The sequence below is a fragment of the Cycloclasticus sp. P1 genome, assembly GCF_000299965.1.
GTDB lineage: Bacteria > Pseudomonadota > Gammaproteobacteria > Methylococcales > Cycloclasticaceae > Cycloclasticus > Cycloclasticus pugetii.
In genome coordinates this window covers 1,816,916-1,839,520 of the sequence record NC_018697.1, presented here as the reverse complement: position 1 = coordinate 1,839,520, position 22,605 = coordinate 1,816,916, and the positions used below count along the sequence as shown (strand labels likewise).

The 22,605-nt window shown below is 43.2% G+C and carries 23 protein-coding genes and 5 tRNA genes; 17 read left to right on the top strand and 11 right to left on the bottom strand.

The genetic code is table 11. From position 1 onward, the window contains the following. Window positions 1–9: 9 nt before the first annotated feature. From Q91_RS08885 to Q91_RS08855, 7 genes are all read right to left on the bottom strand, one after another. The gene (locus tag Q91_RS08885; protein WP_015006553.1) at window positions 10–867 is read right to left on the bottom strand and encodes a septal ring lytic transglycosylase RlpA family protein; all 858 of its coding nucleotides are present in this window, start codon (window positions 865–867) and stop codon (window positions 10–12) included. Continuing rightward, a complete protein-coding gene (gene mltB, locus Q91_RS08880) occupies window positions 864–1,877 on the bottom strand; it encodes a lytic murein transglycosylase B (protein WP_015006552.1) in 1,014 nt (337 codons plus the stop codon). The genes Q91_RS08885 and mltB overlap by 4 nt, the downstream gene beginning before the upstream one ends. A gap of 9 nt (window positions 1,878–1,886) precedes the next feature. Further along, window positions 1,887–3,023, bottom strand: a complete 1,137-nt coding sequence (gene rodA, locus Q91_RS08875; RefSeq protein WP_020162530.1) for a rod shape-determining protein RodA — start codon at window positions 3,021–3,023, stop codon at window positions 1,887–1,889. Continuing rightward, window positions 3,020–4,849 (bottom strand): penicillin-binding protein 2, encoded by a 1,830-nt coding sequence (gene mrdA, locus Q91_RS08870; RefSeq protein WP_041230531.1) that lies wholly within the window; start codon window positions 4,847–4,849, stop codon window positions 3,020–3,022. The genes rodA and mrdA overlap by 4 nt, the downstream gene beginning before the upstream one ends. 6 nt (window positions 4,850–4,855) lie before the next feature. Next, window positions 4,856–5,341: a rod shape-determining protein MreD gene (gene mreD / locus Q91_RS08865; RefSeq protein WP_015006549.1), complete on the bottom strand. Its 486-nt coding sequence runs from the start codon at window positions 5,339–5,341 to the stop codon at window positions 4,856–4,858. Beyond that, a complete protein-coding gene (gene mreC, locus Q91_RS08860; protein ID WP_015006548.1) occupies window positions 5,331–6,146 on the bottom strand; it encodes a rod shape-determining protein MreC in 816 nt (271 codons plus the stop codon). The genes mreD and mreC overlap by 11 nt, the downstream gene beginning before the upstream one ends. A gap of 88 nt (window positions 6,147–6,234) precedes the next feature. Further along, window positions 6,235–7,278 (bottom strand): rod shape-determining protein, encoded by a 1,044-nt coding sequence (locus tag Q91_RS08855; protein ID WP_015006547.1) that lies wholly within the window; start codon window positions 7,276–7,278, stop codon window positions 6,235–6,237. Window positions 7,279–7,401: 123 nt separating this feature from the next. On the opposite strand from Q91_RS08855, the gene gatC reads away from it, so the two are divergent. From gatC to Q91_RS08835, 4 genes are all read left to right on the top strand, one after another. Next, window positions 7,402–7,689 carry an Asp-tRNA(Asn)/Glu-tRNA(Gln) amidotransferase subunit GatC gene (gatC, locus tag Q91_RS08850; protein WP_015006546.1) on the top strand — a complete coding sequence of 96 codons (288 nt, stop codon included), beginning with the start codon at window positions 7,402–7,404 and terminating at the stop codon, window positions 7,687–7,689. Between the two features lie 88 nt (window positions 7,690–7,777). Then, window positions 7,778–9,241, top strand: a complete 1,464-nt coding sequence (gene gatA / locus Q91_RS08845) for an Asp-tRNA(Asn)/Glu-tRNA(Gln) amidotransferase subunit GatA (protein WP_015006545.1) — start codon at window positions 7,778–7,780, stop codon at window positions 9,239–9,241. A gap of 2 nt (window positions 9,242–9,243) precedes the next feature. After that, window positions 9,244–10,677 carry an Asp-tRNA(Asn)/Glu-tRNA(Gln) amidotransferase subunit GatB gene (gene gatB, locus Q91_RS08840; protein WP_015006544.1) on the top strand — a complete coding sequence of 478 codons (1,434 nt, stop codon included), beginning with the start codon at window positions 9,244–9,246 and terminating at the stop codon, window positions 10,675–10,677. A 49-nt stretch (window positions 10,678–10,726) separates the two neighbouring features. After that, window positions 10,727–11,077, top strand: a complete 351-nt coding sequence (locus Q91_RS08835) for a hypothetical protein (protein ID WP_015006543.1) — start codon at window positions 10,727–10,729, stop codon at window positions 11,075–11,077. Between the two features lie 27 nt (window positions 11,078–11,104). On the opposite strand, the gene Q91_RS08830 is transcribed toward Q91_RS08835, so the two are convergent. Genes Q91_RS08830 through hemA form a run of 4 tightly spaced genes read right to left on the bottom strand, consistent with a single transcriptional unit; the run spans window position 11,105 to window position 14,738 of the window. After that, the gene (locus tag Q91_RS08830) at window positions 11,105–11,527 is read right to left on the bottom strand and encodes a Mov34/MPN/PAD-1 family protein (RefSeq protein ID WP_015006542.1); all 423 of its coding nucleotides are present in this window, start codon (window positions 11,525–11,527) and stop codon (window positions 11,105–11,107) included. Window positions 11,528–11,542: 15 nt separating this feature from the next. Then, a complete protein-coding gene (gene prmC, locus Q91_RS08825) occupies window positions 11,543–12,376 on the bottom strand; it encodes a peptide chain release factor N(5)-glutamine methyltransferase (protein ID WP_015006541.1) in 834 nt (277 codons plus the stop codon). 21 nt (window positions 12,377–12,397) lie between these two features. After that, window positions 12,398–13,486, bottom strand: a complete 1,089-nt coding sequence (prfA, locus tag Q91_RS08820) for a peptide chain release factor 1 (protein ID WP_015006540.1) — start codon at window positions 13,484–13,486, stop codon at window positions 12,398–12,400. Between the two features lies 1 nt (window position 13,487). Continuing rightward, the gene (gene hemA, locus Q91_RS08815) at window positions 13,488–14,738 is read right to left on the bottom strand and encodes a glutamyl-tRNA reductase (RefSeq protein WP_015006539.1); all 1,251 of its coding nucleotides are present in this window, start codon (window positions 14,736–14,738) and stop codon (window positions 13,488–13,490) included. Window positions 14,739–14,905: 167 nt separating this feature from the next. On the opposite strand from hemA, the gene Q91_RS08810 reads away from it, so the two are divergent. The 13 genes from Q91_RS08810 (at window position 14,906) to secE (ending at window position 22,604) form a co-directional block, all read left to right on the top strand. After that, window positions 14,906–16,642 carry a tetratricopeptide repeat protein gene (locus Q91_RS08810; RefSeq protein ID WP_041230530.1) on the top strand — a complete coding sequence of 579 codons (1,737 nt, stop codon included), beginning with the start codon at window positions 14,906–14,908 and terminating at the stop codon, window positions 16,640–16,642. Beyond that, window positions 16,639–17,229, top strand: coding sequence for a lipoprotein insertase outer membrane protein LolB (lolB, locus tag Q91_RS08805; protein WP_041230529.1), 591 nt, complete (start codon window positions 16,639–16,641; stop codon window positions 17,227–17,229). Before Q91_RS08810 ends, lolB begins: the two co-directional genes overlap by 4 nt. Beyond that, window positions 17,211–18,104, top strand: coding sequence for a 4-(cytidine 5'-diphospho)-2-C-methyl-D-erythritol kinase (ispE, locus tag Q91_RS08800; RefSeq protein WP_015006536.1), 894 nt, complete (start codon window positions 17,211–17,213; stop codon window positions 18,102–18,104). Before lolB ends, ispE begins: the two co-directional genes overlap by 19 nt. A 17-nt stretch (window positions 18,105–18,121) precedes the next feature. Further along, window positions 18,122–18,196 (top strand) — tRNA-Gln (locus Q91_RS08795). Window positions 18,197–18,257: 61 nt separating this feature from the next. Next, window positions 18,258–19,193 carry a ribose-phosphate diphosphokinase gene (locus Q91_RS08790; protein ID WP_016390629.1) on the top strand — a complete coding sequence of 312 codons (936 nt, stop codon included), beginning with the start codon at window positions 18,258–18,260 and terminating at the stop codon, window positions 19,191–19,193. Between the two features lie 59 nt (window positions 19,194–19,252). Next, window positions 19,253–19,903 (top strand): 50S ribosomal protein L25/general stress protein Ctc, encoded by a 651-nt coding sequence (locus Q91_RS08785; protein WP_015006534.1) that lies wholly within the window; start codon window positions 19,253–19,255, stop codon window positions 19,901–19,903. Between the two features lie 3 nt (window positions 19,904–19,906). Next, window positions 19,907–20,476, top strand: a complete 570-nt coding sequence (gene pth, locus Q91_RS08780; RefSeq protein WP_015006533.1) for an aminoacyl-tRNA hydrolase — start codon at window positions 19,907–19,909, stop codon at window positions 20,474–20,476. A gap of 71 nt (window positions 20,477–20,547) precedes the next feature. Further along, window positions 20,548–20,632 (top strand) — tRNA-Tyr (locus Q91_RS08775). Window positions 20,633–20,655: 23 nt separating this feature from the next. Further along, window positions 20,656–20,729, top strand: a tRNA-Gly gene (locus Q91_RS08770). A gap of 16 nt (window positions 20,730–20,745) precedes the next feature. Then, a tRNA-Thr gene (locus Q91_RS08765) sits at window positions 20,746–20,820 on the top strand. A gap of 69 nt (window positions 20,821–20,889) precedes the next feature. Then, window positions 20,890–22,080: an elongation factor Tu gene (gene tuf / locus Q91_RS08760; protein ID WP_015006521.1), complete on the top strand. Its 1,191-nt coding sequence runs from the start codon at window positions 20,890–20,892 to the stop codon at window positions 22,078–22,080. 30 nt (window positions 22,081–22,110) lie between these two features. Then, a tRNA-Trp gene (locus Q91_RS08755) sits at window positions 22,111–22,186 on the top strand. Window positions 22,187–22,235: 49 nt separating this feature from the next. Continuing rightward, window positions 22,236–22,604, top strand: coding sequence for a preprotein translocase subunit SecE (gene secE / locus Q91_RS08750; RefSeq protein WP_020932174.1), 369 nt, complete (start codon window positions 22,236–22,238; stop codon window positions 22,602–22,604). Window position 22,605 lies beyond the last annotated feature (1 nt).

The following is a 22,605-nucleotide window of genomic DNA, read 5'->3' as shown; positions in this document are numbered from 1 at the left end:
TTAGCTGGCTTATTTAGAGGTATAAAAAGTGCTCTTATAGCCTAACTCGTAAAGTTTTGATCTTGTTGAGTCGGCACTTTTCATTCGTATATAAGGGCCGACACGCACAAAATACAAGGGTTTTGACGTGCTACCACCAGACTCTATGGTGACTGGGGTTTTTAGTAAATTGGTCAATTCATACTTGAGTTTATTGGCATTTTCTTCAGAGCTAAAGGCCCCCGCTTGAATAAATAACAAACCCTTTTGTTCAGTAGAGGGTTGGGGTGGCTGAACAGTATACCTTAAGGTGAGGTCGCTTTTTGGTGCGGCAGGTGGCTCATCTAAAGAGGTTGAAAGATAGGTGTGAGGGTCGAGGGCTTTGATTTCTACCATTGATGTGCCGTTTTTAAGGGTGCCGAGTTTAGCGGCAGCGGCATACGATAAATCTATAATTCGTTCATCATGAAAAGGGCCACGGTCATTAACGCGAACAATGATTTTTTTGCCATTAGAAAGATTAGTGACTTCGACATAGGTTGGGATAGGCAGGGTTTTATGCGCGGCAGTCATTGCATACATATCGTAGGTTTCACCGTTCGAAGTTTTATTGCCATGAAATTTAGTGCCGTACCAAGAGGCGAGGCCGCGTTGAACAAAGTTTTTACTGGACGCTTGTACGTAATACTTTTTGCCAAAAACTTCATAGGAGCTGGGGTTGCCTCCACGGCTCTTAGCTTCTATTTTAGGGATCGCATCTGGGGTTAGTTCAATACCGGCAGGGTGAACGGATGGGGCGCTATCGGTAACGAAAGGTTGTTGGCTTGTGCAGCCTATTAAAAAGTAAGCAGACAAGCAGCATAATAAAAAAAAGTGAAGGCGGATCATGTGTTATTTATAAAGCCCTTTTTAATTTCTTGACCAAGTTGATAAACGGCCATTGCGTATAAGTGACTATGGTTGTAGCGGGTGATGACATAAAAATTATGAAATGTTAGCCAAAATTCCGATTGGTCTTTTTGTTTAAGTTCCAATAATCTGACGATAGTGTCATCTGCAAGATTAGGTGGTGTTTGCACCTGATGTTCAGCCAGTTGTTTTAAGGTGTTCTTTGGTTTGAGTGAACGATTGAGTAAGGTTTTATAAGCATCACCTGTAACGTTAGTTTGTTGTGTGACTAGGTCTGTGTTTTTCCAACCATGTCTTGAAAAGTAATTGGCCACGCTGTTAATGATATCAGCCTGGCTATTCCACAAGTCCCGCTTGTTATCGCCATCACCATCAACAGCGTAAGCACGGTAGCTGCTTGAAATAAATTGAGACTTCCCCATGGCTCCAGCATAAGACCCTTTGGGTTCATAAGGGTCAAAGCCTTCTTCACGACACAGTAATAAGAAATGCTCTAACTCACGTTGAAAGAACTTAGCGCGTTTTGGAAAATGAAAACCAAGGGTTGTTAGGGCATCGAGGACTTTATAAGACCCTGTGTTGCCACCATAACGTGTTTCAACACCAATAATGGCGACAATGATTTCTGCTGGTACGCCATATTTTTCGGTGGCGGCATCCAATAGGTCTTTGTTTTCTTTCCAGAATTTTATACCGCCATTAATGCGATTAGGTTTAAGAAAAATATTACGGTAACTGTGCCACTCTAGGCGTTTCTCCGCCGGTGATGACATGGCTTTTAAGATGCTTTCTTTAACAACCGATTTATTTAATAAGGTTGTTAATTCGTCACGATTAAATTGGTGCTCTTCGACCATTTTTTCAATAAAGTCGTGATAAAGGCTAGGGTTGCTAGGCGACGACGATGTTGAGGCGCAAGCACTAATAGAGACTAGCGTTAATAGAAGGGTTAATGCTAATCGAAAAGAAAAAAGTTTTATGTTGCGCATCGTTTGTCCTTAAGAAGAAAGTAATTTTCGATGAGTATGTATCGACATTAATATGCCAAATCCAAGTAATAATGTCACCATTGATGTACCGCCATAACTCACTAGAGGTAAGGGTACACCAACGACTGGCAAAATACCCGTGACCATCCCGACGTTTACAAATAAATAGATAAAAAATGTTAGCGATAAGCTACCTGCAAGCAGTCGTGAAAAGGTGTCTTGTGCCTGAATCGCAATGTAAATGGAGCGGATGAAAATAATCAAATAAATGGTTAATAAGCCGACACAACCCATCAAGCCAAATTCTTCAGAGAAGACGGCAAAAATAAAATCGGTAGAACTTTCGGGTAAAAACTCTAGGCGTGCTTGCGAGCCATGCATCCAGCCTTTGCCATTGATACCACCTGAGCCAATGGCGATTTTTGATTGAATAATGTGGTAACCAGCCCCTAATGGGTCTTCTTCTGGGCTCAAAAAGGTAAGAACCCGTTGTTTTTGATAGTCTTTCATAAAACTCCATAGAACAGGGGCGAGTCCTGCGCCAGTTGCTATGACGCCGATGATGATCTTCCATGAAATGCCGGCAAGAAACAGCACGGTTAATCCCGAGCTGGCTATTAAGATAGCGGTACCGAGGTCAGGTTGTTTGGCAATTAAGACGGTAGGGATAGCTATAAAAACAGTGGCGAGACCGACATGTTTGTGACTGGGAGGTAGTCGCCGTTCTGCTAGGTACCAAGCCACCATCATGGGGGTTGCCAGTTTCAGTAATTCAGAGGGTTGAAAGCGAAAGAAGCCTAGGTCTAGCCAACGTTGAGCGCCTTTCCCCATATCACCAACAAATAACACGCCCAGTAATAAGAGCGTGCCGAGAAAAAATAACCAAGGAGCAAACATTTTTAACGCATGAGGTGGCACTTGAGCAATGATAAACATGGCAAAAAAGGCAACAGCTAATCGAGTGGCTTGCCTGTTTAATAATCCAATATTTTGGTGTTCGGCGCTCATCAAAATAAGAATGCCAATAGACGATAAGAGGGCCAGTAGAATGAGCAAGGTGAGGTCAATATGCAATCGCTGAAAGAGGCTCTCTTTGCGATGATGATAGAGGCTCATTTGTGAGGCTTTTTGGAAAGACCAATTCATGGGGTAACTTGTATATATTGATCGAAAATAGAACGGGCAATAGGCGCAGCAACGGAGCCACCATGACCACCGTTTTCTACCACGATAGCAACGGCTAATTGAGGCTCACGTGCGGGTGCAAAAGCGATAAAAAGGGCATGGTCTTTGAGGTGTTCTTGCACATTTTCCTCATCATATTTTTCATCTTGTTTGATGGTAAACACTTGAGCAGTTCCCGTTTTGCCAGCTATTTTGTAGGGCGCACCTTCGCTAATTTTTCGAGCAGTGCCACGCGTACCGTTAACGACATCATACATGGCATCAATAATGGTATTCCAATGCTGAGGGTTATTTAATGTAATTGGCGGGGTGGTTGATGTTTGCTGAGGCTTATCATTAATTTTAGCAACGAGTGATGGAATATGTGTGGAGCCTTTGTTAGCAATAAGAGCCGTTGCATGGGCTAACTGAAGGGGTGTGGTTAAATTGAAACCTTGCCCTATGCCAGCAATCAATGTCTCGCCAGGATACCAGACCTGATTTCGTGTGCGTTTCTTCCACTCTCTTGAGGGCAATAAGCCCGATCTTTCGCCCAGAATGTCAATGCCTGTTTTTTGCCCAAAACCAAATTTTTGCAGAAAGTCATGCATCCGATCAATTTTTAACTCATGGGCCAATATATAGTAATAAACATCGCACGACTGAACGATTGAGTCATGAAGCGTGGTCATACCATGCCCAGTTTTTTTCCAATCACGGTATTTATGTGTTTGTTTGGGTAGTTGATAGAAGCCTGGGCAGAAGATTCTTTGATGTGGGTGAACGGTTTTGTAATCGAGGCCGGCGAGCGCTAAAAATGGCTTTAAGGTAGACCCTGGGGGATATTGCCCTCGAAGAAAGCGGTTAAATAAAGGGCGTTTTGAAGAGTTTTGTAATTGGCTGTATGAGGCTTGATCGATACCTTTAGCAAACAAGTTAGCATTGAAGCCTGGTTTGCTCACCAAGGCGCGAACTGCGCCAGTACGAGTATCTATTGCGGCAACACTTCCGGTGTAATCACCGAGTGCGTCGTGAGCGATTTTTTGTAGCTCAATATCTAGATTCAAAGTTAGATCGCTACCTGATAATGGTGGTGTGTAGCTGAGGACTTTTAATGATCTGCCTTGTGCTGTGTTTTCGGTTTGCTGGTATCCAACATAACCATGTAATTCAGTTTCGTAAGTTCTTTCAATGCCGGTTTTTCCAATAAATCGAGTCCCTCGGTAGTTGGCTGGCTCAATAGTTTTCAGCTCTTGTTCATTAATGGCGCCGACATAACCCACTACATGTGCGGTTAGCTCAGGGAAAGGGTAGTGTCTTAATGGACGTGCCTGTATGTCAACACCGGGAAATAAGTGACGGTTGGCAGAAAAAATAGCCACTTCCTGATCGTTTAATCGATTTCTAATGGAGACGCTAGCGAAGCGTTTTTGCTGTTTTCTACGTTTTTCAAATAACGCCAGTTCATCTTTAGAAATGGGTAATAAGGCGCTCAAGCGTTCGAGGGTGTTCGCAAGGTCTGGCGTTTGTTCCGGTACTAATTCAAGACTATAAGTAGGGTTGTTTTCAGCAAGAACGCGACCTTTTGTATCGAAAATTAAACCACGAACAGGACTAATAACTGATAGTTTTACGCGGTTATTTTGAGCGAGGTCTACATACTTCTCATGTGTTGCAATTTGTAAATAGGTAAGACGGGCAATCAGCGCAAAAAATAAAATAAGAACAAAAACGATCAATGTGGTGGCTCGCAATAGGAAAAGGCGATTTTCCTGGAGTGAGCTCTTGAGGTCGAAGCGAGTGTTCATGTGAGGTTACTGTACTTTAAAGTGTCTTCTGATGAGGCGTAAGACAGCAAATATAGCAGGCCATACCAGCGCGCTAAAAAGAACTTGAAGCCCATGTTGGTAAGTATACTCAATGTGAACAATAAAGTGGTTAAGCCATAAAGAGAGTAGTTTTATGCACCCTAAGAACATTAAAATAAGCGTAGATTGTTGCCACACAGGATAATTTCTTAGGCGTGAATAAAGAGAGTGGCTAAAAAAAGAAGCGGTACTGAATATTAGCGCATTTTGTCCGAGCAAACTGCCTGTTAAAACATCGAACAGTAGGCCGGTTGAAAAACCAGTCAAGATACTAACTTTATGCGGTAAAGCGATGCTCCAGTAGATTAATGTTAGCAACGTCCAGCTGGGCATTAATATAGCCAAATGGTCAGGCCAAGGTGCAATGCTAAGGGCCATGGAAAAAAATAAAGTTAAGCCAATGATGGTACCGCCAGAGGATTTAGCGTGCATTGTCTGTGGGTACTTCTGGTTCTTCAGGGGCGCCTGATAAAATAGGAATGGGCTGTTGTTGGCTCCATACCAATAAAATGTCACGAGTGCTGTCTATTTTGGCGACAGTTTTAGCCTCGGCATGCATGAAAGCTTCTCCTGGCAGCGGGGCCAGTTTGGTGACGGTGGCAACAGGGTAACCAGATGGGAAAACACCGCCCAGTCCAGATGTCGTTAATAAATCGCCTATCTTGATGTCAGCATTATGGGGTAGGTATGGTAGCGTTAATGTATTTTTTAGTCCGCTACCAGAGGCAATGGTTCTTAAGCCTGTTCGGTTTATTTCAACAGGTATAGCATGATTGGGGTCAGTAATCAGGATGATAGACGAAGTGAGCGGGTGAACGTTGGTAATCTGACCGAGTACACCGTCTTCGTTGAGGGCGGCTTGTCCTTTATAAAGGTCGAAACGACTGCCTTTATCAATCACAATATTGGTTGTGTTTGGGTGTTGGTTTACTTTAATAAGAGACGCTGAAATAAATTGTTCTCCAATTTTGAATGAAGACTCCAATAAGCTATGCAACCGGGTATTTTCTGTTTCAAGCGCCTCAAATTTTTGCAGTTTGACTTTAAGAAATAATAACTCATCTTTTAGGCGTTGATTTTCGTCAGCTAATTCAGATAACTCTGTTGTGCTTTCAGTCAGCCAGGCATAGAGCTGGCTAGGCAGGTCCACAACGATGAGAACAGGGTGAACGATAAAAGAAAGGCTGTCTTTAAGGCGCGTGAGTTGGTTCGTTTGCTGTGCAAGTAGCAAAAGCAAAATAGAAATAACGGCGGCGGCAATATAGCGTGTGCTGGTAGCAGGACCTTTTGAGAAAATTGGTTTTATGGCGAATAACCTCTTATTCTTACTCTAATGCAAACGTATTAGGCCCTTTTTCATTGATCAACTCTAGTACTTTGCCCCCACCTCGCGCAACGCAAGTTAGAGGGTCGTCAGCTGTGCGAACAGGTACGCCTGTTTCTTCATGGATAAGCTCATCTAAACCATACAGTAATGCACCGCCACCGGTTAGCACAATGCCATTTTCAGCAACGTCAGCGCTTAGCTCTGGGGGAGTTTGCTCGAGAGCTTGTTTCACAGCACTAACAATGGCGGTAACAGGTTCTTGTAATGACTCTAAAATTTCATTGCTGTTAAGCGTAAAGCTTCGGGGAATGCCCTCTGCTAGGTTTCGACCCGTAACGGTCATTTCCTTAACTTCATTCGCTGGGTAAGCTGAGCCAATCGTGTGTTTAATTCTTTCGGCGGTCGATTCACCGACGATAGTGCCGTAATTACGTCGAACGTAATTGATAATCGCTTCGTCAAAACGGTCACCACCAACGCGAATTGACTCCGAGTAGACGATACCATTGAGTGATAAAACGGCGATTTCTGATGTGCCGCCACCAATATCTAACACCATGGAGCCGCGTGCCTCATCTATCGGTAAGCCTGCACCAACTGCCGCTGACATTGGCTCCTCAATTAAATATACTTCACGTGCACCAGCACCTGATGCCGATTCTCGAATGGCTCTTCGTTCAACTTGAGTAGAGCCACACGGTACGCAAATAAGCACACGAGGACTAGGGCGTAGAAATTTACCTTCATGTACTTTATGGATAAAGTACTGAAGCATTTTTTCAGTGATAGTAAAGTCGGCAATAACACCGTCCTTCATTGGGCGAATCGCGGTGATATTACCAGGTGTTCTACCCAGCATTGCTTTTGCTTCGCTGCCGACAGCGGCAAAGCTTTTTTCGCCACGCACTTTATCTTCTCGAATGGCAACAACAGAGGGTTCATCTAGCACAATGCCTTTGCCAAGTGCATAGATTAGTGTGTTCGCTGTGCCCAAATCGATGGATAAATCGTTGGAAAACATGCCGCGTATTTTTTTAAACATGAATTTTATAAATGTAGGTGGTGAGAATTTTGTACTTTAACAACCCTTTACCTCTTTGGGCAAGGCGCGAATTGTGTTAATTTGCACTGTTTTAAAGTATGAATAAAACAAGGGGGTTATTTTATGCCAATTCAGTCAGAAGATGTACTGAAAATCGCACACTTGGCGAGGCTCGGTATTCAGCACGAGCAGCTTGAGTCATATGCGTCAGACTTGTCGAATATAATGCTGTTAGTTGAGCAAATGAATCAAGTTGATACAACTGATATTGAACCTATGGCCCACCCACTTGATCAGTTTCAACGTTTACGGGCGGATGTGGTATCAGAAAGCAATCAACGTGATATTTTGCAGGACAATGCGCCATCTATTGAAGACGGTTTGTTTTTAGTGCCGCGAGTGATCGATTAGTCGCCCTTTAACGAGGCGGTGTCATATTTATTAAAACAAAGGCTTATAGCGATAAGCATATATGTCTTTTAAACAGTATTGGTAATCAATGTATAACAAATCATTAAAAGAACTGTCCAGCGACCTTCACAACAAACAAATATCCAGTGTTGAGCTTAGTCAATACTTTTTGGAGCGTATCAATCGATACGATGGGGCGTTAAATAGCGTCATTACATTAAATGAAGACGGCGCATTACTTGCAGCTCAACAGGCGGATCAACTAATTGCATCAGGGGATGCCGGCTTGTTAACGGGGATTCCTTTGTTACATAAAGATATCTTTTGTACACAAGGCTTACGAACAAGCTGTGGCTCAAAGATGCTGGATAATTTTATTGCCCCTTATTCGGCAACAGCGGTTAGTAAATTAGAACAAGCTGGTGCGGTGATGTTGGGTAAAACCAATATGGATGAGTTTGCGATGGGCTCGTCAAATGAGACCAGTTTTTATAGTGGAGTAAAAAACCCTTGGGATTTGGAAACGGTTCCAGGTGGCTCATCGGGTGGATCAGCAGCGGCGGTAGCGGCACGTTTGGCGCCGTTGGCTAGTGGTACAGATACAGGGGGATCGATCCGTCAGCCAGCAGCTTTTTGTGGGGTGACGGGCATTAAACCAACCTATGGCCGTGTGTCACGTTACGGCATGATTGCGTTCGCCTCTAGTTTGGACCAAGGTGGTGCGATGGCGAAATGTGCTGAAGATGCAGCGATCATGCTACAAGCGATGTCTGGTTTTGATGAGAGGGATTCAACCAGTGTTGATAGACCCGTTGATGATTTGTTAAGCGGCTTGGGTGACTCGATCAAAGGCTTGACCGTTGGCTTGCCCAAAGAGTTTTTTACCGATGATCTTGATAGTGATATTCGAGAAAAAGTAGAAGAAGCGGTTGATACCATTCGGTCTGCAGGGGCACATGTGAAAGAAATTAGCCTACCGAATATTAACCTATCAGTGCCTGCTTATTATGTGGTTGCCCCCGCTGAATGTTCTGCTAATTTGTCTCGTTTTGATGGTGTTCGATTTGGGTATCGCTGCGAATCGCCAAAAGACTTAGAGGATCTTTATAAGCGTTCGCGTGGAGAGGGGTTTGGTGACGAGGTAAAACGAAGAGTTATGATTGGCGCTTATGTTTTGTCTGCGGGGTATTACGATGCGTATTATAAAAAAGCTCAACAAGTTCGTCGTTTGATTCAACAAGATTTCGTAGAAGCGTTTAAAGAAGTAGATGTGATCGCTAGTGCAACAGCACCTTCTGTTGCCTTTAAATCAGATGAGAAGAAGGGAGACCCTGTTTCAATGTATCTTTCAGATATTTTTACCATTGGTGTTAATTTAGCAGGCTTGCCTGGAATGTCAGTGCCGTGTGGTTTTGTGGAGAACAAGCCGGTAGGTATGCAGTTGATAGGAAATTATTTTGAAGAGTCTCGCTTGTTAAATGTAGCGCACCAATATCAACAACTGACTGACTGGCATCTTGCGGTGCCGGCTGGATACGAGCAGGAGGTATAAGGATGCAGTGGGAAACAGTTATAGGTCTTGAAATTCATGCTCAGTTAGCGACTCAATCTAAAATTTTCTCGGGTGCTTCAACGGCTTATGGCGCAGAACCTAATACGCAGGCTTGTGCGGTGGACCTTGGTTTACCGGGTACATTGCCGGTGTTGAACGAGCAGGCCGTTCGTTTTGCGGTGAAATTTGGTTTGGCCATTGGTGCGCATATCGCTCCATATTCAGTGTTCGCACGGAAAAACTATTTTTATCCTGACTTGCCTAAGGGTTATCAAACAAGTCAATTTGATAAGCCGATTGTTGGTTTAGGGCGGTTAGATATAGAGGTGGATGGTAAAACAAAAACAATAGGTGTTACGCGGGCTCATTTAGAAGAAGATGCGGGTAAATCGTTGCACGAAGACTATCATGGGATGACGGGAATAGATTTAAATCGAGCAGGAACACCGTTGCTTGAAATTGTTTCTGAGCCGGATATGCGCTCTGCCGCAGAAGCAGTAGCGTATGTTAAAAAACTACATACTCTTGTGCAGTATTTAGGAATTTGCGATGGCAATATGCAGGAAGGTTCTTTTCGTTGCGATGTTAATGTATCAGTCAGACCAGTAGGGCAAGAAGCCTTTGGAACCCGTGCAGAGATAAAAAACTTAAACTCATTTCGTTTTATTGAAAAAGCCATTGCACATGAGGTTGAGCGCCAAATTGATGTGATCGAAACAGGCGGACAAGTGGTTCAAGAGACTCGTTTGTATGATGCTAATAAAGATGAGACACGCTCTATGCGTTCTAAGGAAGAAGCGAACGACTATCGATACTTCCCGTGTCCTGATTTATTACCAGTCGAAATCACAGCAGAGTTGTTGGATGAAGTGCGTAATGACTTGCCAGAATTACCTGCGGCTAAAAAACAACGTTTCCAACAGCAGTATGGTTTAAGTGAGTATGATGCCGACGTATTAACAACACAACGGGCGATGGCAGATTACTACGAAGATGCTGTTAACTTTTCAGATGGAGAGGCGAAGCTTGTTGCTAATTGGGTGATGGGCGAATTGAGCGCAAACTTGAATAACAATAATTTAGATATCCAGCAAAGTCCCTTGAGTGCTGAACGATTAGGAGGCTTGGTTAGACGCATTGCAGATAAGACAATTTCTGGAAAAATCGCTAAGCAAGTCCTTGAGTTTATGTGGAATAGTCAGGATGTTGCAGACGACGTGATTGAGCGAGAAGGTTTGAAACAAATTTCTGACACAGGTGCCTTAGAAAAAATGATTGATCAGCTAATGGCTGATAACGCTCAGCAAGTTGAGCAATATAGAGCCGGTAAAACAAAAATGATAGGCTTCTTTGTTGGTCAGTTGATGAAGCAAACCCAGGGTAAGGCGAACCCACAAGAATTAAATAAATTGCTGGAAAGTAAACTAAAAGGGTAGTTTCTCTTAAAGTGTTACGTTAATTATTAGAATAAATAGCAAGGATGTTATGAGTATATTGAAGGCGTTGAGTGTTTTTATTATCGCGTTATGGTTGGCTGCCTGTGGCCACGCGACTAAAAATGGCGTGGAACCAACTCAAGAAGGGCTGGCGACTAAGACTTTGTCAGCAGAGGAAGCGGAAGTTGAGCAGCAGGTTGCGCGTATATCTGAAGAACTAAAAGATGAACCAACGGTTAAAGACTGGTTGTTAGTCGGCGATGGAAACATGTATTTGAAAAGATATGATGAAGCTGTTTCAGCTTACAGAGAAGCATATATATTGAGCGACTATGCAGAGGAGCCCAAAAGAAAACTAAAACGAGCAATGTTTTTGGCAACGATAGCGTTAAGTAAATAGCCAATAAGGGATAACCCGGTCTGGTTGTTATTCCTCAACCATTCTTAGGGTTATCTCAACAATATTTTCATCGTGTAATAATTTGAAACAGCGCATCTCTAAGACACCTTTGGTGTTTAGCGAAATAATTAAATAATAGGCTTCGGGGTGTGAAGGCATTTCAGTATCGCTTATTGAAGGCCTAGCGGGTGCGGTGGGGTGCGAGTGGTAGATAGCAAAAACCTCTTCATCCTTATCGCGGATTTCTTTCATTACGCTGATTTGTTCTTCAGGCGCCATTAGAAAACGCTTGCTAGGTGTTTCAGCTATATTTTGAACAGGATGGCAGGTGTACTGCCCCGTTTTGTTTTTACTGATAAAACCACAGACCTCGAGGTGTTCTGATAATTGTGCGTTATGAAGTAATTCATTAACGAGTTTTCTTGGTAAGACAATTTCTTTTTCGTGCATTTTTAACCCTAATGTTTATGGTTTTGTGCCTAATGTTGCCCGAACGTGCCCTTGAATATCTTGGAAATGTTGGGTTGATTTAAATCCGTACAATTCTAACAAGTTTTTGACCAAAGTGCCTTGCTGAAAGCCATGCTCAAACAAGATAAGTCCGTTGTGTTTAAGGAAAGACTTTGCTTGCGAGGTAATATGCTCAAGATCCTGTAGGCCTTCGTGTTGAGCAATCAATGCCGAAGAGGGTTCAAAACGAAGGTCGCCTTCTAAAAGGTGAGGGTCATTTGGGCAAATATAAGGTGGGTTACTTATTATTAAATCAAACCTCGTATTGGGCACTGTTTCAAACCAATCGCTACGCAAAAACTGAATATTGTGGACCTTATGTTGCAGGGCATTTTTTTCAGCAATCGCTAAGGCCTTTTGGCTGTTATCAACGGCTGTCACCGAGGCGTTTGGAAACTCTAATGCCAAGGTGATAGCGATGGCGCCGCTACCAGTCCCTAAATCTAATACTGAGAAATATTGGTCGGTAGCGAACGTTTCGTGGGTAATTTCTATGAGTAGCTCGGTGTCGGGTCGAGGAATTAAGACGTCTTTTGAAACGATAAATCGTCGTGACCAAAACTCTCGTTCGCCAACTAAGTAAGCGATCGGCTGCCCTTTTTGTCGCTGTTTAACAAGTCGCTGAAACCTGTCCAGCTTCTCGGTAGTTAGAAGCTCGTCAGGCCAAGCTCTAAAATAGCTACGGTTTTTATTCAGTACGAAGGCTAGTAATACTTCGCTATCAAGCACGCAGCTGTCACTGCTAACCAGTGTTTTTGCAGCTTCTGTAAGAGCCTCTTTTATTGTCAAGGGGGGCTTCAAAACGAGGGTTTATTCTTCTGCGCTTAACTGTGTTAGTTGTTCTGCTTGGTGTTCTTGAATTAATGGGTCGATCACCTGATCTAGTGCGCCTTGCATGATCTCATCTAGTTTATACAGTGTTAAGTTGATGCGGTGGTCGGTAACTCTGCCTTGTGGGTAGTTATAGGTTCGAATGCGTTCAGAGCGATCGCCGCTACCAACTTGCGAACGACGAGACTCAGCTTGTTCAGCATCAGCTTTTTCTTGTTCAGCGGTCATGATTCTGGCTTTTAATAAGGACATCGCGCGAGCCCTATTTTTATGTTGTGAACGTTCGTCTTGACACTCTACAACTGTACCGGTGGGAAGGTGAGTAAGACGTATAGCAGAGTCTGTTTTGTTAACATGTTGCCCGCCAGATCCTGATGCTCTAAAAGTGTCGACACGCAAGTCGCCAGCGTTGATTTCAATATCATCTTTTTCATCGGCTTCAGGCATGATAGCTACCGTGCATGCAGAGGTGTGAACGCGGCCTTGAGATTCGGTTTCTGGGACACGTTGAACACGGTGAGCACCGGATTCAAATTTCAGTTGTGAATACACGTCGTGACCTTCTATTCGAGCGATAATTTCTTTGTATCCGCCGTGGTCGCCTTGGTTTTCACTCATGATTTCAAACTTCCAGCCTTTTTTCTCAGCAAATCGTAGGTACATACGGTAAAGATCGCCTGAAAAAATAGCTGCTTCATCACCGCCTGTTCCCGCACGAACTTCAAGAAAAGCATTCTTTCCATCGTTAGGGTCTTTAGGTAACAAAAGGATTTGCAATTCATTTTCTTGTTTTTCAAGGGCTGCTTGAGTGTCCTTTAACTCATCTTTTGCCATAGCCTTAATACCCGGGTCGCTATCATTCAGCATGGCTTTTGCAGACTCATTATCTTCTAGTGTCGCTAGATAGTTCTGGTAGGTGCTAACAATGGGATCTAATTGGGCATACTCTTGACTCAAAGAGCGAAATTTATTTTGATCGCTTTGTATGCTGGGTTCAGAGAGTAGCCCAGCAATTTCTTCGAAACGTTCAGACAGAGTGTCTAGCTTTTGTAGGATAGTTATATTCACGTTATTTATTTAAGTTAAAAAGTTGTTGAGCGGCTAATAGTAATTCGTTGTTACCTTCGGATGCAGCTTTCTTCAGGGTGCTGCTAGGTGCGTGTAATATTTTTTTCGTGAGATCGTTTGCTAAACGTTCTAGGGCTTGTTCAGCGGGCTGGCCGTTTTTTACCGCACTAATCGCCTTTTGAAGGAGTTCCTCACGTATATTGTCCGATTGGGTTCTAAGCTGGTAAATGGTTTTTGAAGCATCTTGCGCACGTAGCCATGTTTGAAAGTGCGAGATTTGAATGTCGATTATATCTTCAGCTTGTTCGGCCGCTTCGCGACGTGATTGAAGTCCATCATCAACTATATTTTTTAGGTCATCTACGCAGTAAAGATAGACGTCGCTTAATGAACCAACTTCTTTTTCTATATCGTGTGGTACTGCCAAATCCATCATAAACATGGGTTTGTGTTTACGTTTTGAAATGGCGGTTTCAACACTCCCTTTGCCAAGAATGGGTAGCGAGCTAGCCGTTGATGAAATGATAATGTCTGCTTCGGCGAGATGCTCAGGGATATCTTTAATTTCAATGGCGTATCCATTACCTTGAGAAGCAATGGCGTGTGCTTTTTCAAGGGTTCTATTAGCAACAATTAATCGACCAATGCCTTGCTCTTTTAGGTGTTGGGCTGATAGTTCGATAGTTTCCCCCGCACCAATAAGTAAGGCGGTTTGATCTTGTAATTTACCAAATATTTGTTGTGCTAATTTTACGCCAGCAAAAGCAACCGATACCGGGCTAGAGCCAATGGCTGTATCGGTACGCACTTTCTTTGCGACTTGGAAGGTGTGCTGGAATAAGCGACCAAGATACTTTCCCAGGGTGCCGGCCTCAGAGGCATGTTGATAAGCCGTTTTCATTTGACCAAGAATCTGTGGTTCGCCAAGCACTAAGGAGTCAAGCCCACAGGCGACTCGTGACATGTGCTTTATTGATTGGGGACCAATGTGGCTGTATAGATAGTCTCTAATACTACTTTCATCTAGGCGATGGTAGCTGGCAAGCCAAGCGATCAGTTCATCTGTTTGTTGCGTTGCTATATCACAGTATATTTCGGTGCGATTACAGGTGGATAAAATAGCGGCTTCTTCAATGGATGAAAGCTGCGCTAATGACTGAAGCGATTGACCGAGGCGCTCAGGAGAGAAAGCGAGTTTCTCTCGAATCTCGATAGGTGCTGTGTTGTGATTGAGTCCGAGCGTAAGCAGCATGCGCTTTTGGTAGTTTTACTTTAGGTTAATTGGGTTATTATAAGCGTTTTAGCCCTATGAATGTTCTATATGTTTAAACAGGTAGTTTTCGATTTGCCTTGTAAAAAGAGAATGAGGTGTTAGTTTTATAGGCGGCTGATGTTGATTAGGGTGTGGGTGAGAAAAATATGATTCTAAAGTTCGTGATGATGGTTTTTGTTGTTTTATCTATAGGTTGTACACACGTAGGTAAAAACGATGCTGTTGAAGTGGTAGAGCCAAGCAAAGCAATATCGAATCTTGTGCAAGAAGCGCCTGAGGTTAAAACGAAGCAGGTACAACCGAGCCAGCTAGATGCTGCTTTATTGTATAGTTTGTTAGGTGGCGAGGTGGCAGGTCAACGTGGGGATGTCAAAATGGCTTCTGCATTCTATGTTGATGCGGCTAAGCGCTCGAATGATCCACTGGTAGCGCTTAGGGCTGCACAAATAGCGTTGTATAGTAATGATATCGTTGGAGCTAAGTTAGCCGTTGATATATTGGTGGCAAAAGGAAAGCTATCGCTTCAATCGCAACGACTTGCTCTAACAGTTTACTTGCGCGCGGGTGAGGCAGAGAAGAGTTTGGATTTGATTACTTCAATCCTTAAAGAAAGCGATATGCCTCAACGAAATACCTTGCTGGCCATTGGCGACATTGTTTCCCGTCATGCGTCTAAAGACTTGGCTGGTCATCTGATCGATGAGTTGGTGAGTTATTATCCTGAAGAGGCTGGAGCTTATCTTGCTCGCTCGCAAATGATGTCTCATTTAGGGCAACTGCTTCAAGCCGAAAAGGATGCGGTGAAGGTTACTGAGTTGGATTCGACCTGGCCTGTGGGGTTTGCTCAGCTTGCCCTAGTGTTGGAGCAAAAAGGTGAGACAGAGCGTGCGTTAGAGGTTTTAAAAAACGCTGTCGAGAACCTTAAAGCGAAACCTTTGCTGATGGGTTATGGTCAGTTGTTAGCCAAGAATGAACAGTACGAAGAGGCAAAAGAGCAGTTTTTAAAGTTGTTGTCTGATGGGGAAAGCTACCCAGAGGCAAGTTTTGCATTGGGCCTTGTTTATTTAAAGTTGGATAACCCTATAGAAGCGGCGAAAGTATTTGAAAATTTATATAACGAAGAGGTGTTTGCTTCGAAGTCAGCCTTTTATTTAGGGCGAATATATTATTATCAGAAACAGTACCAAGATGCTTTGTTGTGGTTTGAGAAGGTGGATAATGGTGTTCACCATGTAGATTCTTGGGTCTCAATCGCGATGATTAAGTCAGAAATGGGAGATTTGCAAGGCGCCAGGAGTGTTTTGCAACAGTTGCGCAATGAATACCCAAAAAATACAGCACGGTTTTACCTGTTAGAGGCGGAGCTTTTGGTGGATGTTCAGAATTATCAGCTGGCTTATGACTTATTATCGTCGGCAATTAGTGAAAATGTGGATAACTTATCGCTCAGATATGCGCGCTCAATCGCAGCCACGGAGCTAGATAAATTGTCCGTTGCAGAGAAAGACTTATTGTTTGTATTAGAAAAAGAGCCTAAGGATGTTAATGCCTTAAATGCATTGGGTTACGCATTGGCGAGTAAAACCTTTCGCTTTAAAGAAGCGAGGGGTTACCTAACGCAGGCGCTTTCATTAAAGCCAGATGACCCCGCTATTTTAGATAGTATGGGGTGGTTGGATTATCGTGAAGGTCATTACGAAAGCGCACTGGTTTTGTTAAAAAGAGCATACAGTCAAACACCTGAAGGTGAAATAGCTGCTCACCTTGGTCAGACTCTTTGGATGCTAGGGCGTCAAAAAGAAGCGCGTACCATCTGGGAGGAAGCACTAAAACGGGATAAAGATAACCGTTACCTACTTGAAGTATTGCAGAAACTAAAATGACCCGTTGTCTTGTTTGTCTTCTGTTAGTTTCGCAATTGATGGCCTGTGCCTCTACAAGCATTATAAAAACTGAGGAAAGTTCTTTACCGACCTTACACAACGCAGAGAAGGTTTTAGCTATTAATGAGTGGCGTTTGCTGGGTCGTTTATCTGTTCGAAATATGCGGCAGTCTTGGTTTACAACGCTAGAGTGGAATCATCGAAAGGGTATAGATGACCTGACCTTAAGCACCTCATTAGGGGGCGTGGTTGCAAAAATATTGTATTCAAAGCAAGGTATTTTACTGACCGATGAAGAGGGTGTTTTACAGCATGTTTCGGAGGAGGAGTTGGCTTCATTATTGGGGTATTCAGCACCTTTAAAGCATATGAAATATTGGGTGAGAGGTGTGTTATCCCCCGAGTTTCAAGGACCATCAAGCAGGGAATATCTCGATGATACCGTGTTGTTTAAGCAGGGTGGCTGGAATGTGCAATTAGAACGGTTTCAGACTTATGGGGAAGTTGTATTGCCCGCTAGGGTGACGCTTATAAAAGAAGACTTAAAAATTAAATTGGTTGTAGATAAATGGTGGATGGAAAAATAGCGGTGACAGAGTGGGAAGAGCATTGGTGGCCAGCACCGGCAAAGTTAAATTTAATGCTAAATATTGTTGGACAAAGACCTGATGGGTACCATGAGTTGCAAACAGTTTTCCAGTTAATAGGTATTTCTGACTGGTTAAACGTCGTGCCTACAGAGGATGGTGAGATCACATTAAGTTGCAATTCGGTCAGTCTTGCAACAAATACTAATTTGGTTGTTCAAGCGGCTAATTTACTAAAGCAGCAAGCAAATGCAAGTTTAGGTGCAAAGATAATACTTAAGAAAATATTACCAATGGGTGCCGGTTTAGGAGGAGGTAGCTCTGATGCGGCCACTACGTTGATTGTGCTTAATGCAGTTTGGGGGCTCGGTTATTCAGTTGAAGAGTTGGAAATGTTGGGCCTTAAACTGGGGGCGGATGTGCCTGTTTTTGTTAGGGGCTTGTCAGCATGGGCGGAAGGTATTGGTGAAAAAATGACAGTGATTGACTTGCCTGAAAAGTGGTTTGTTGTGGTAAATCCTCCTTATCATTGCTCAACAAAAGAAGTTTTTTCACATAACAGTTTGACACGGGATAATTCAGCCATCACAATACGCGACTTTTTAGACGGGCAAGAAGATAATAGTTGCTTGCCGGTTGTTAGAGAAATAAGTCAAGAGTTGGATGCTGTTTATCTGCAATTTTCTGAATTCTCTAAGGTTTATTTAACAGGCACTGGCTCGAGTATGTTTGCTAAATGCGATACTCGGCAAGAGGCGGTGCTGCTGTCAGAAAGGTTACCTGATGGCTGGAATAAGTGGGTAGTAAAGGGCGTAAGCGAATCACCTTTACAGAAGTCGCTTAAACAGTTTTTTAATCGGTTAAATCAGGTATAATCTGCAGCCATAAAGTTTGGGGCGTGGCCAAGTGGTTAAGGCACGGGGTTTTGATCTCCGCATCCCAGGTTCGAATCCTGGCGCCCCAGCCATTCTTTATACTTATATCATTCAATACTTTAGTGGGAGTTCATAGTGCTAGATAATGGCATCATGGTGTTTACTGGTAACGCAAATATATCGTTAGCTAAAGATATCGTTCGTCATCTTAATATGAGGCTTGGCCGTGCCAGCGTTGAGATATTCAGCGATGGCGAAGTAATGGTTGAAATTGGCGAAAATGTTCGTGGTAAAGATGTGTTCATCATACAGCCAACATGCGCACCAACAAACAACCATGTGATGGAGTTATTGGTGATGATTGATGCGCTGAAAAGAGCTTGCGCAAATCGTATCACTGCGGTTATTCCATATTATGGCTATGCTAGACAGGATCGCCGCCCACGTTCAGCGCGGGTGCCTATAACGTCTAAATTAATAGCAAAAATGATTGATACTGCCGGTGCAGATCATGTACTAACAGTTGATTTGCATGCCGATCAGATCCAAGGTTTTTTTGATATCCCGGTTGATAACGTTTATGCGTCACCTCTTTTGTTGAGCGATATATGGAAGAGAAAAACAAAAGACCTAATGATTGTGTCGCCTGATGTCGGCGGTGTAGTAAGGGCAAGGGCTATTGCAAAACGCTTAGACGATGCAGATTTGGCAATAATAGATAAGCGTCGCCCAAAGGCTAATGTTTCGCAAGTGATGAATATTATTGGCGATGTAAGCGGCAGAGAATGCGTTATTGTTGATGATTTGGTGGATACAGCGGGTACCTTGTGTTTGGCTGCAAAGGCGCTAAAAGATAATGGCGCAATAAGTGTAAAGGCGTATTGTACGCACCCTGTGTTATCAGGAAAGGCAATAGAAAATATATCAGGTTCAGTGCTTGATGAATTGGTTGTTACAGATACAATTCCTTTAAGTGAAACAGCATTGGGTTGTGAAAAAATAAGACAATTGAGTATTGCTGAGATGCTGGCAGAAACAATTCGTCGAATGGTAGAAGGCGATTCAGTAAGTTCGCTATACGTAGATTAAAAAATGTGGCAAAATACGCTGTTTAGCGCAAATTAAATATTATTTTTGGAGAAAGTTAGATGAGTATCAGCTTTGAATTGGCGGCATCGATTCGTAATGACTTAGGTAAAGGTGCAACGCGTCGTTTACGCAAACAAGAAATGGTTCCAGCTGTAATTTATGGGGCGGGTGAAGAACCTGTTTCGATAACTTTGGGCCATAATCAATTAATGCATAGCACGGAAAATGAAGCCTTTTTCTCGCATATTTTATCTATTGATGTGGATGGAAAGAAAGAAAGCGTTATTATCAAAGCGTTACAGCGTCATCCTGCGAAAAATATTTTAATGCATGCGGATTTTATGCGTGTCAGCATGAAGGAAAAATTAAAAGTTCATGTGCCTATTCACTTTATTGGTGAAGAAGAGGCTCCAGGCGCTAAACAGGGTGGTGTGGTAACGCATAGCCTAGTGGATGTTGAGATCCAATGTTTACCTAATAATTTGCCTGAGTTTATAGAAGTGGATGTATCGGCTCTAGAAATTGGTGATAGTTTGCACTTGTCCGACATTAAGTTGGCCGATGGTCTAGAAATGGTTGCCTTGTTGCAAGGTGAAGACCACGATCTGCAGGTGGTTGCAATTCATGCCAACAGAGCAGCAGAAGTAGACGAAGATGTTGAAGGTGCTGAATCAGCTGAAGGTGAGTCCGAAGAGGGTTCTGGCGAGTAATAAATGATTTCAGTAATAGTCGGTCTGGGCAATCCGGGCGATGAGTATAAAAAAACCCGACATAATGTCGGGTTTTTATTGTTAGATGCTTTGGCTCAAAGAGAAGGTGTGCGCTTTAATTATGACGCTAAATTTAAAGCCGATGTGTCAAAGTGCGTAATTGGTAACAGCATGGTTAGGTTAATCAAGCCGCAAACATTTATGAATAAAAGTGGCTTGTCAGTATCGGCCTATGCAAAGTATTATTCTGTCCAGCCAGAAAATGTCATGATTGTGCATGATGAGTTGGACTTGGAGCCTGGCATAGTGCGATTGAAGAAAGGAGGGGGTCATGGCGGGCATAATGGTCTTCGAGATATAATCGCGCATTTATCATCCAAAGAGTTTTATAGGCTTAGACTTGGGGTGGGGCACCCAGGTGATCGCAATAAAGTTGTAAATTATGTATTAAAGGCGCCCAGTAAAGCGGATAATGTATTAATTGAGGCTGCAATGGATCGTGCAATTGAGAAAATACCGGGTATTTGTGCCGGTGATATCCAGTCGGTAATGCAAAGTTTACATACAGACTAAAATCTTTTATTAAGAAGTATATTGGTTGTTGACAGCCAAAATTAAATCAAAGACAATAGTCGGCTAATTTCGGAGGGGTTCCCGAGCGGCCAAAGGGATCAGACTGTAAATCTGACGGCTCAGCCTTCGGAGGTTCGAATCCTCCCCCCTCCACCATTTTTGGTAGAGCCGAAATGACCGCGGGTGTAGTTCAATGGTAGAACGTCAGCCTTCCAAGCTGAACACGTGGGTTCGATTCCCATCACCCGCTCCATTGCGGCATGGGTCAAGCCCATATAGCTCAGGGGTAGAGCACTTCCTTGGTAAGGAAGAGGCCATCGGTTCAATTCCGATTATGGGCTCCAGTTGTATCTAGTTGTTAAGAAGTGATTGTGGTTTTTAATTTAAATTAATATTCGAATAAAAGGTGCGTAATGTCTAAAGAAAAATTTGAAAGAAATAAGCCCCATGTAAACGTAGGCACAATTGGCCACGTTGATCACGGAAAAACAACATTAACGGCTGCGTTAACGAAAGTTATGGCTGAAGCCATGGGTGGAGAAGTTAAAGCCTTTGATGAAATTGACAATGCACCAGAAGAACGTGAGCGTGGTATTACCATTGCAACATCACACGTTGAATATGAATCAAATACACGTCACTATGCTCACGTAGACTGTCCAGGTCACGCCGATTACGTTAAAAACATGATCACAGGTGCGGCGCAAATGGATGGTGCCATTCTAGTATGTTCAGCTGCAGACGGCCCTATGCCTCAAACACGTGAACATATCTTGTTATCACGTCAAGTGGGTGTTCCATACATCGTCGTATTCCTTAACAAAGCGGATATGGTTGACGATGAAGAGCTATTAGAACTAGTAGAAATGGAAGTACGTGAACTATTAGACATGTACGAATTCCCAGGTGATGACACACCAATCGTAACAGGTTCAGCACTTAAAGCCCTAGAAGGCGATACATCAGACATTGGTGTTCCATCTGTGCTTAAACTAGTTGAAGCACTTGACTCATACATCCCATTACCAGAACGTGCTGTAGACGGCGACTTCATTATGCCAGTTGAAGACGTATTCTCAATCTCAGGTCGTGGAACAGTTGTAACCGGTCGTATTGAGCGCGGTGTTATCAACGTTGGTGAAGAAATTGAAATCGTTGGTATCAAAGACACGGTCACAACCACGTGTACCGGTGTTGAAATGTTCCGCAAATTATTAGATCAAGGTGAAGCTGGCGATAACGTTGGTATCTTACTACGTGGTACAAAACGTGAAGACGTAGAGCGTGGTCAAGTATTAGCTAAGCCTGGATCAATCACACCTCACACACACTTCGAAGCAGAAGTCTATGTGTTAGGTAAAGATGAAGGTGGTCGTCACACACCATTCTTCAACGGTTACCGTCCACAGTTCTACTTTAGAACGACAGACGTAACAGGTGCATGTGACTTGCCAGAAGGTATCGAAATGGTGATGCCAGGTGATAACGTGCAAATGACCGTCAAATTAATCAACCCGATTGCCATGGAAGAAGGTTTACGTTTCGCTATTCGCGAAGGTGGCCGAACAGTTGGTGCCGGTGTTGTTGCTAAAATTATTGAGTAATAACATAATAAAATTTAATTCAATAAGTATAGGTCAGTAGCTCAATTGGCAGAGCAGCGGTCTCCAAAACCGCAGGTTGGGGGTTCGATTCCCTCCTGGCCTGCCATTTGGAAGGTGCTGACCTTTCTTACTTTGATCGAGAGAAATTAATCACTATGAATGCAGAAACAGATCAAGGCTCTGGTCAACTGGATGTAGCAAAATTAGCGTTAGCAGTTGTAGTTATAGTCGCGTCAATAGCTGGGTTTTATTATTACGCAGATGAGTCTTTGTTGTTTCGAGTAATAGGCTTGCTTGTTGCGTTATCTTTTGCAGTTGGTTTGGTGTATAGCACAGGCTTAGGGCAATCATTGTGGCAATTTGCTCAGGGCTCTAAAATTGAGCTTAAAAAGATTGTTTGGCCAACTAAAAAAGAAACCATGCAGACGACGTTAATTGTTGCAGTGATGGTTTTGTTTGTTGGAATTTTATTATGGATGTTTGATGGCCTGCTTATGTGGGGCATTGGCTATATAACAGGTTAAG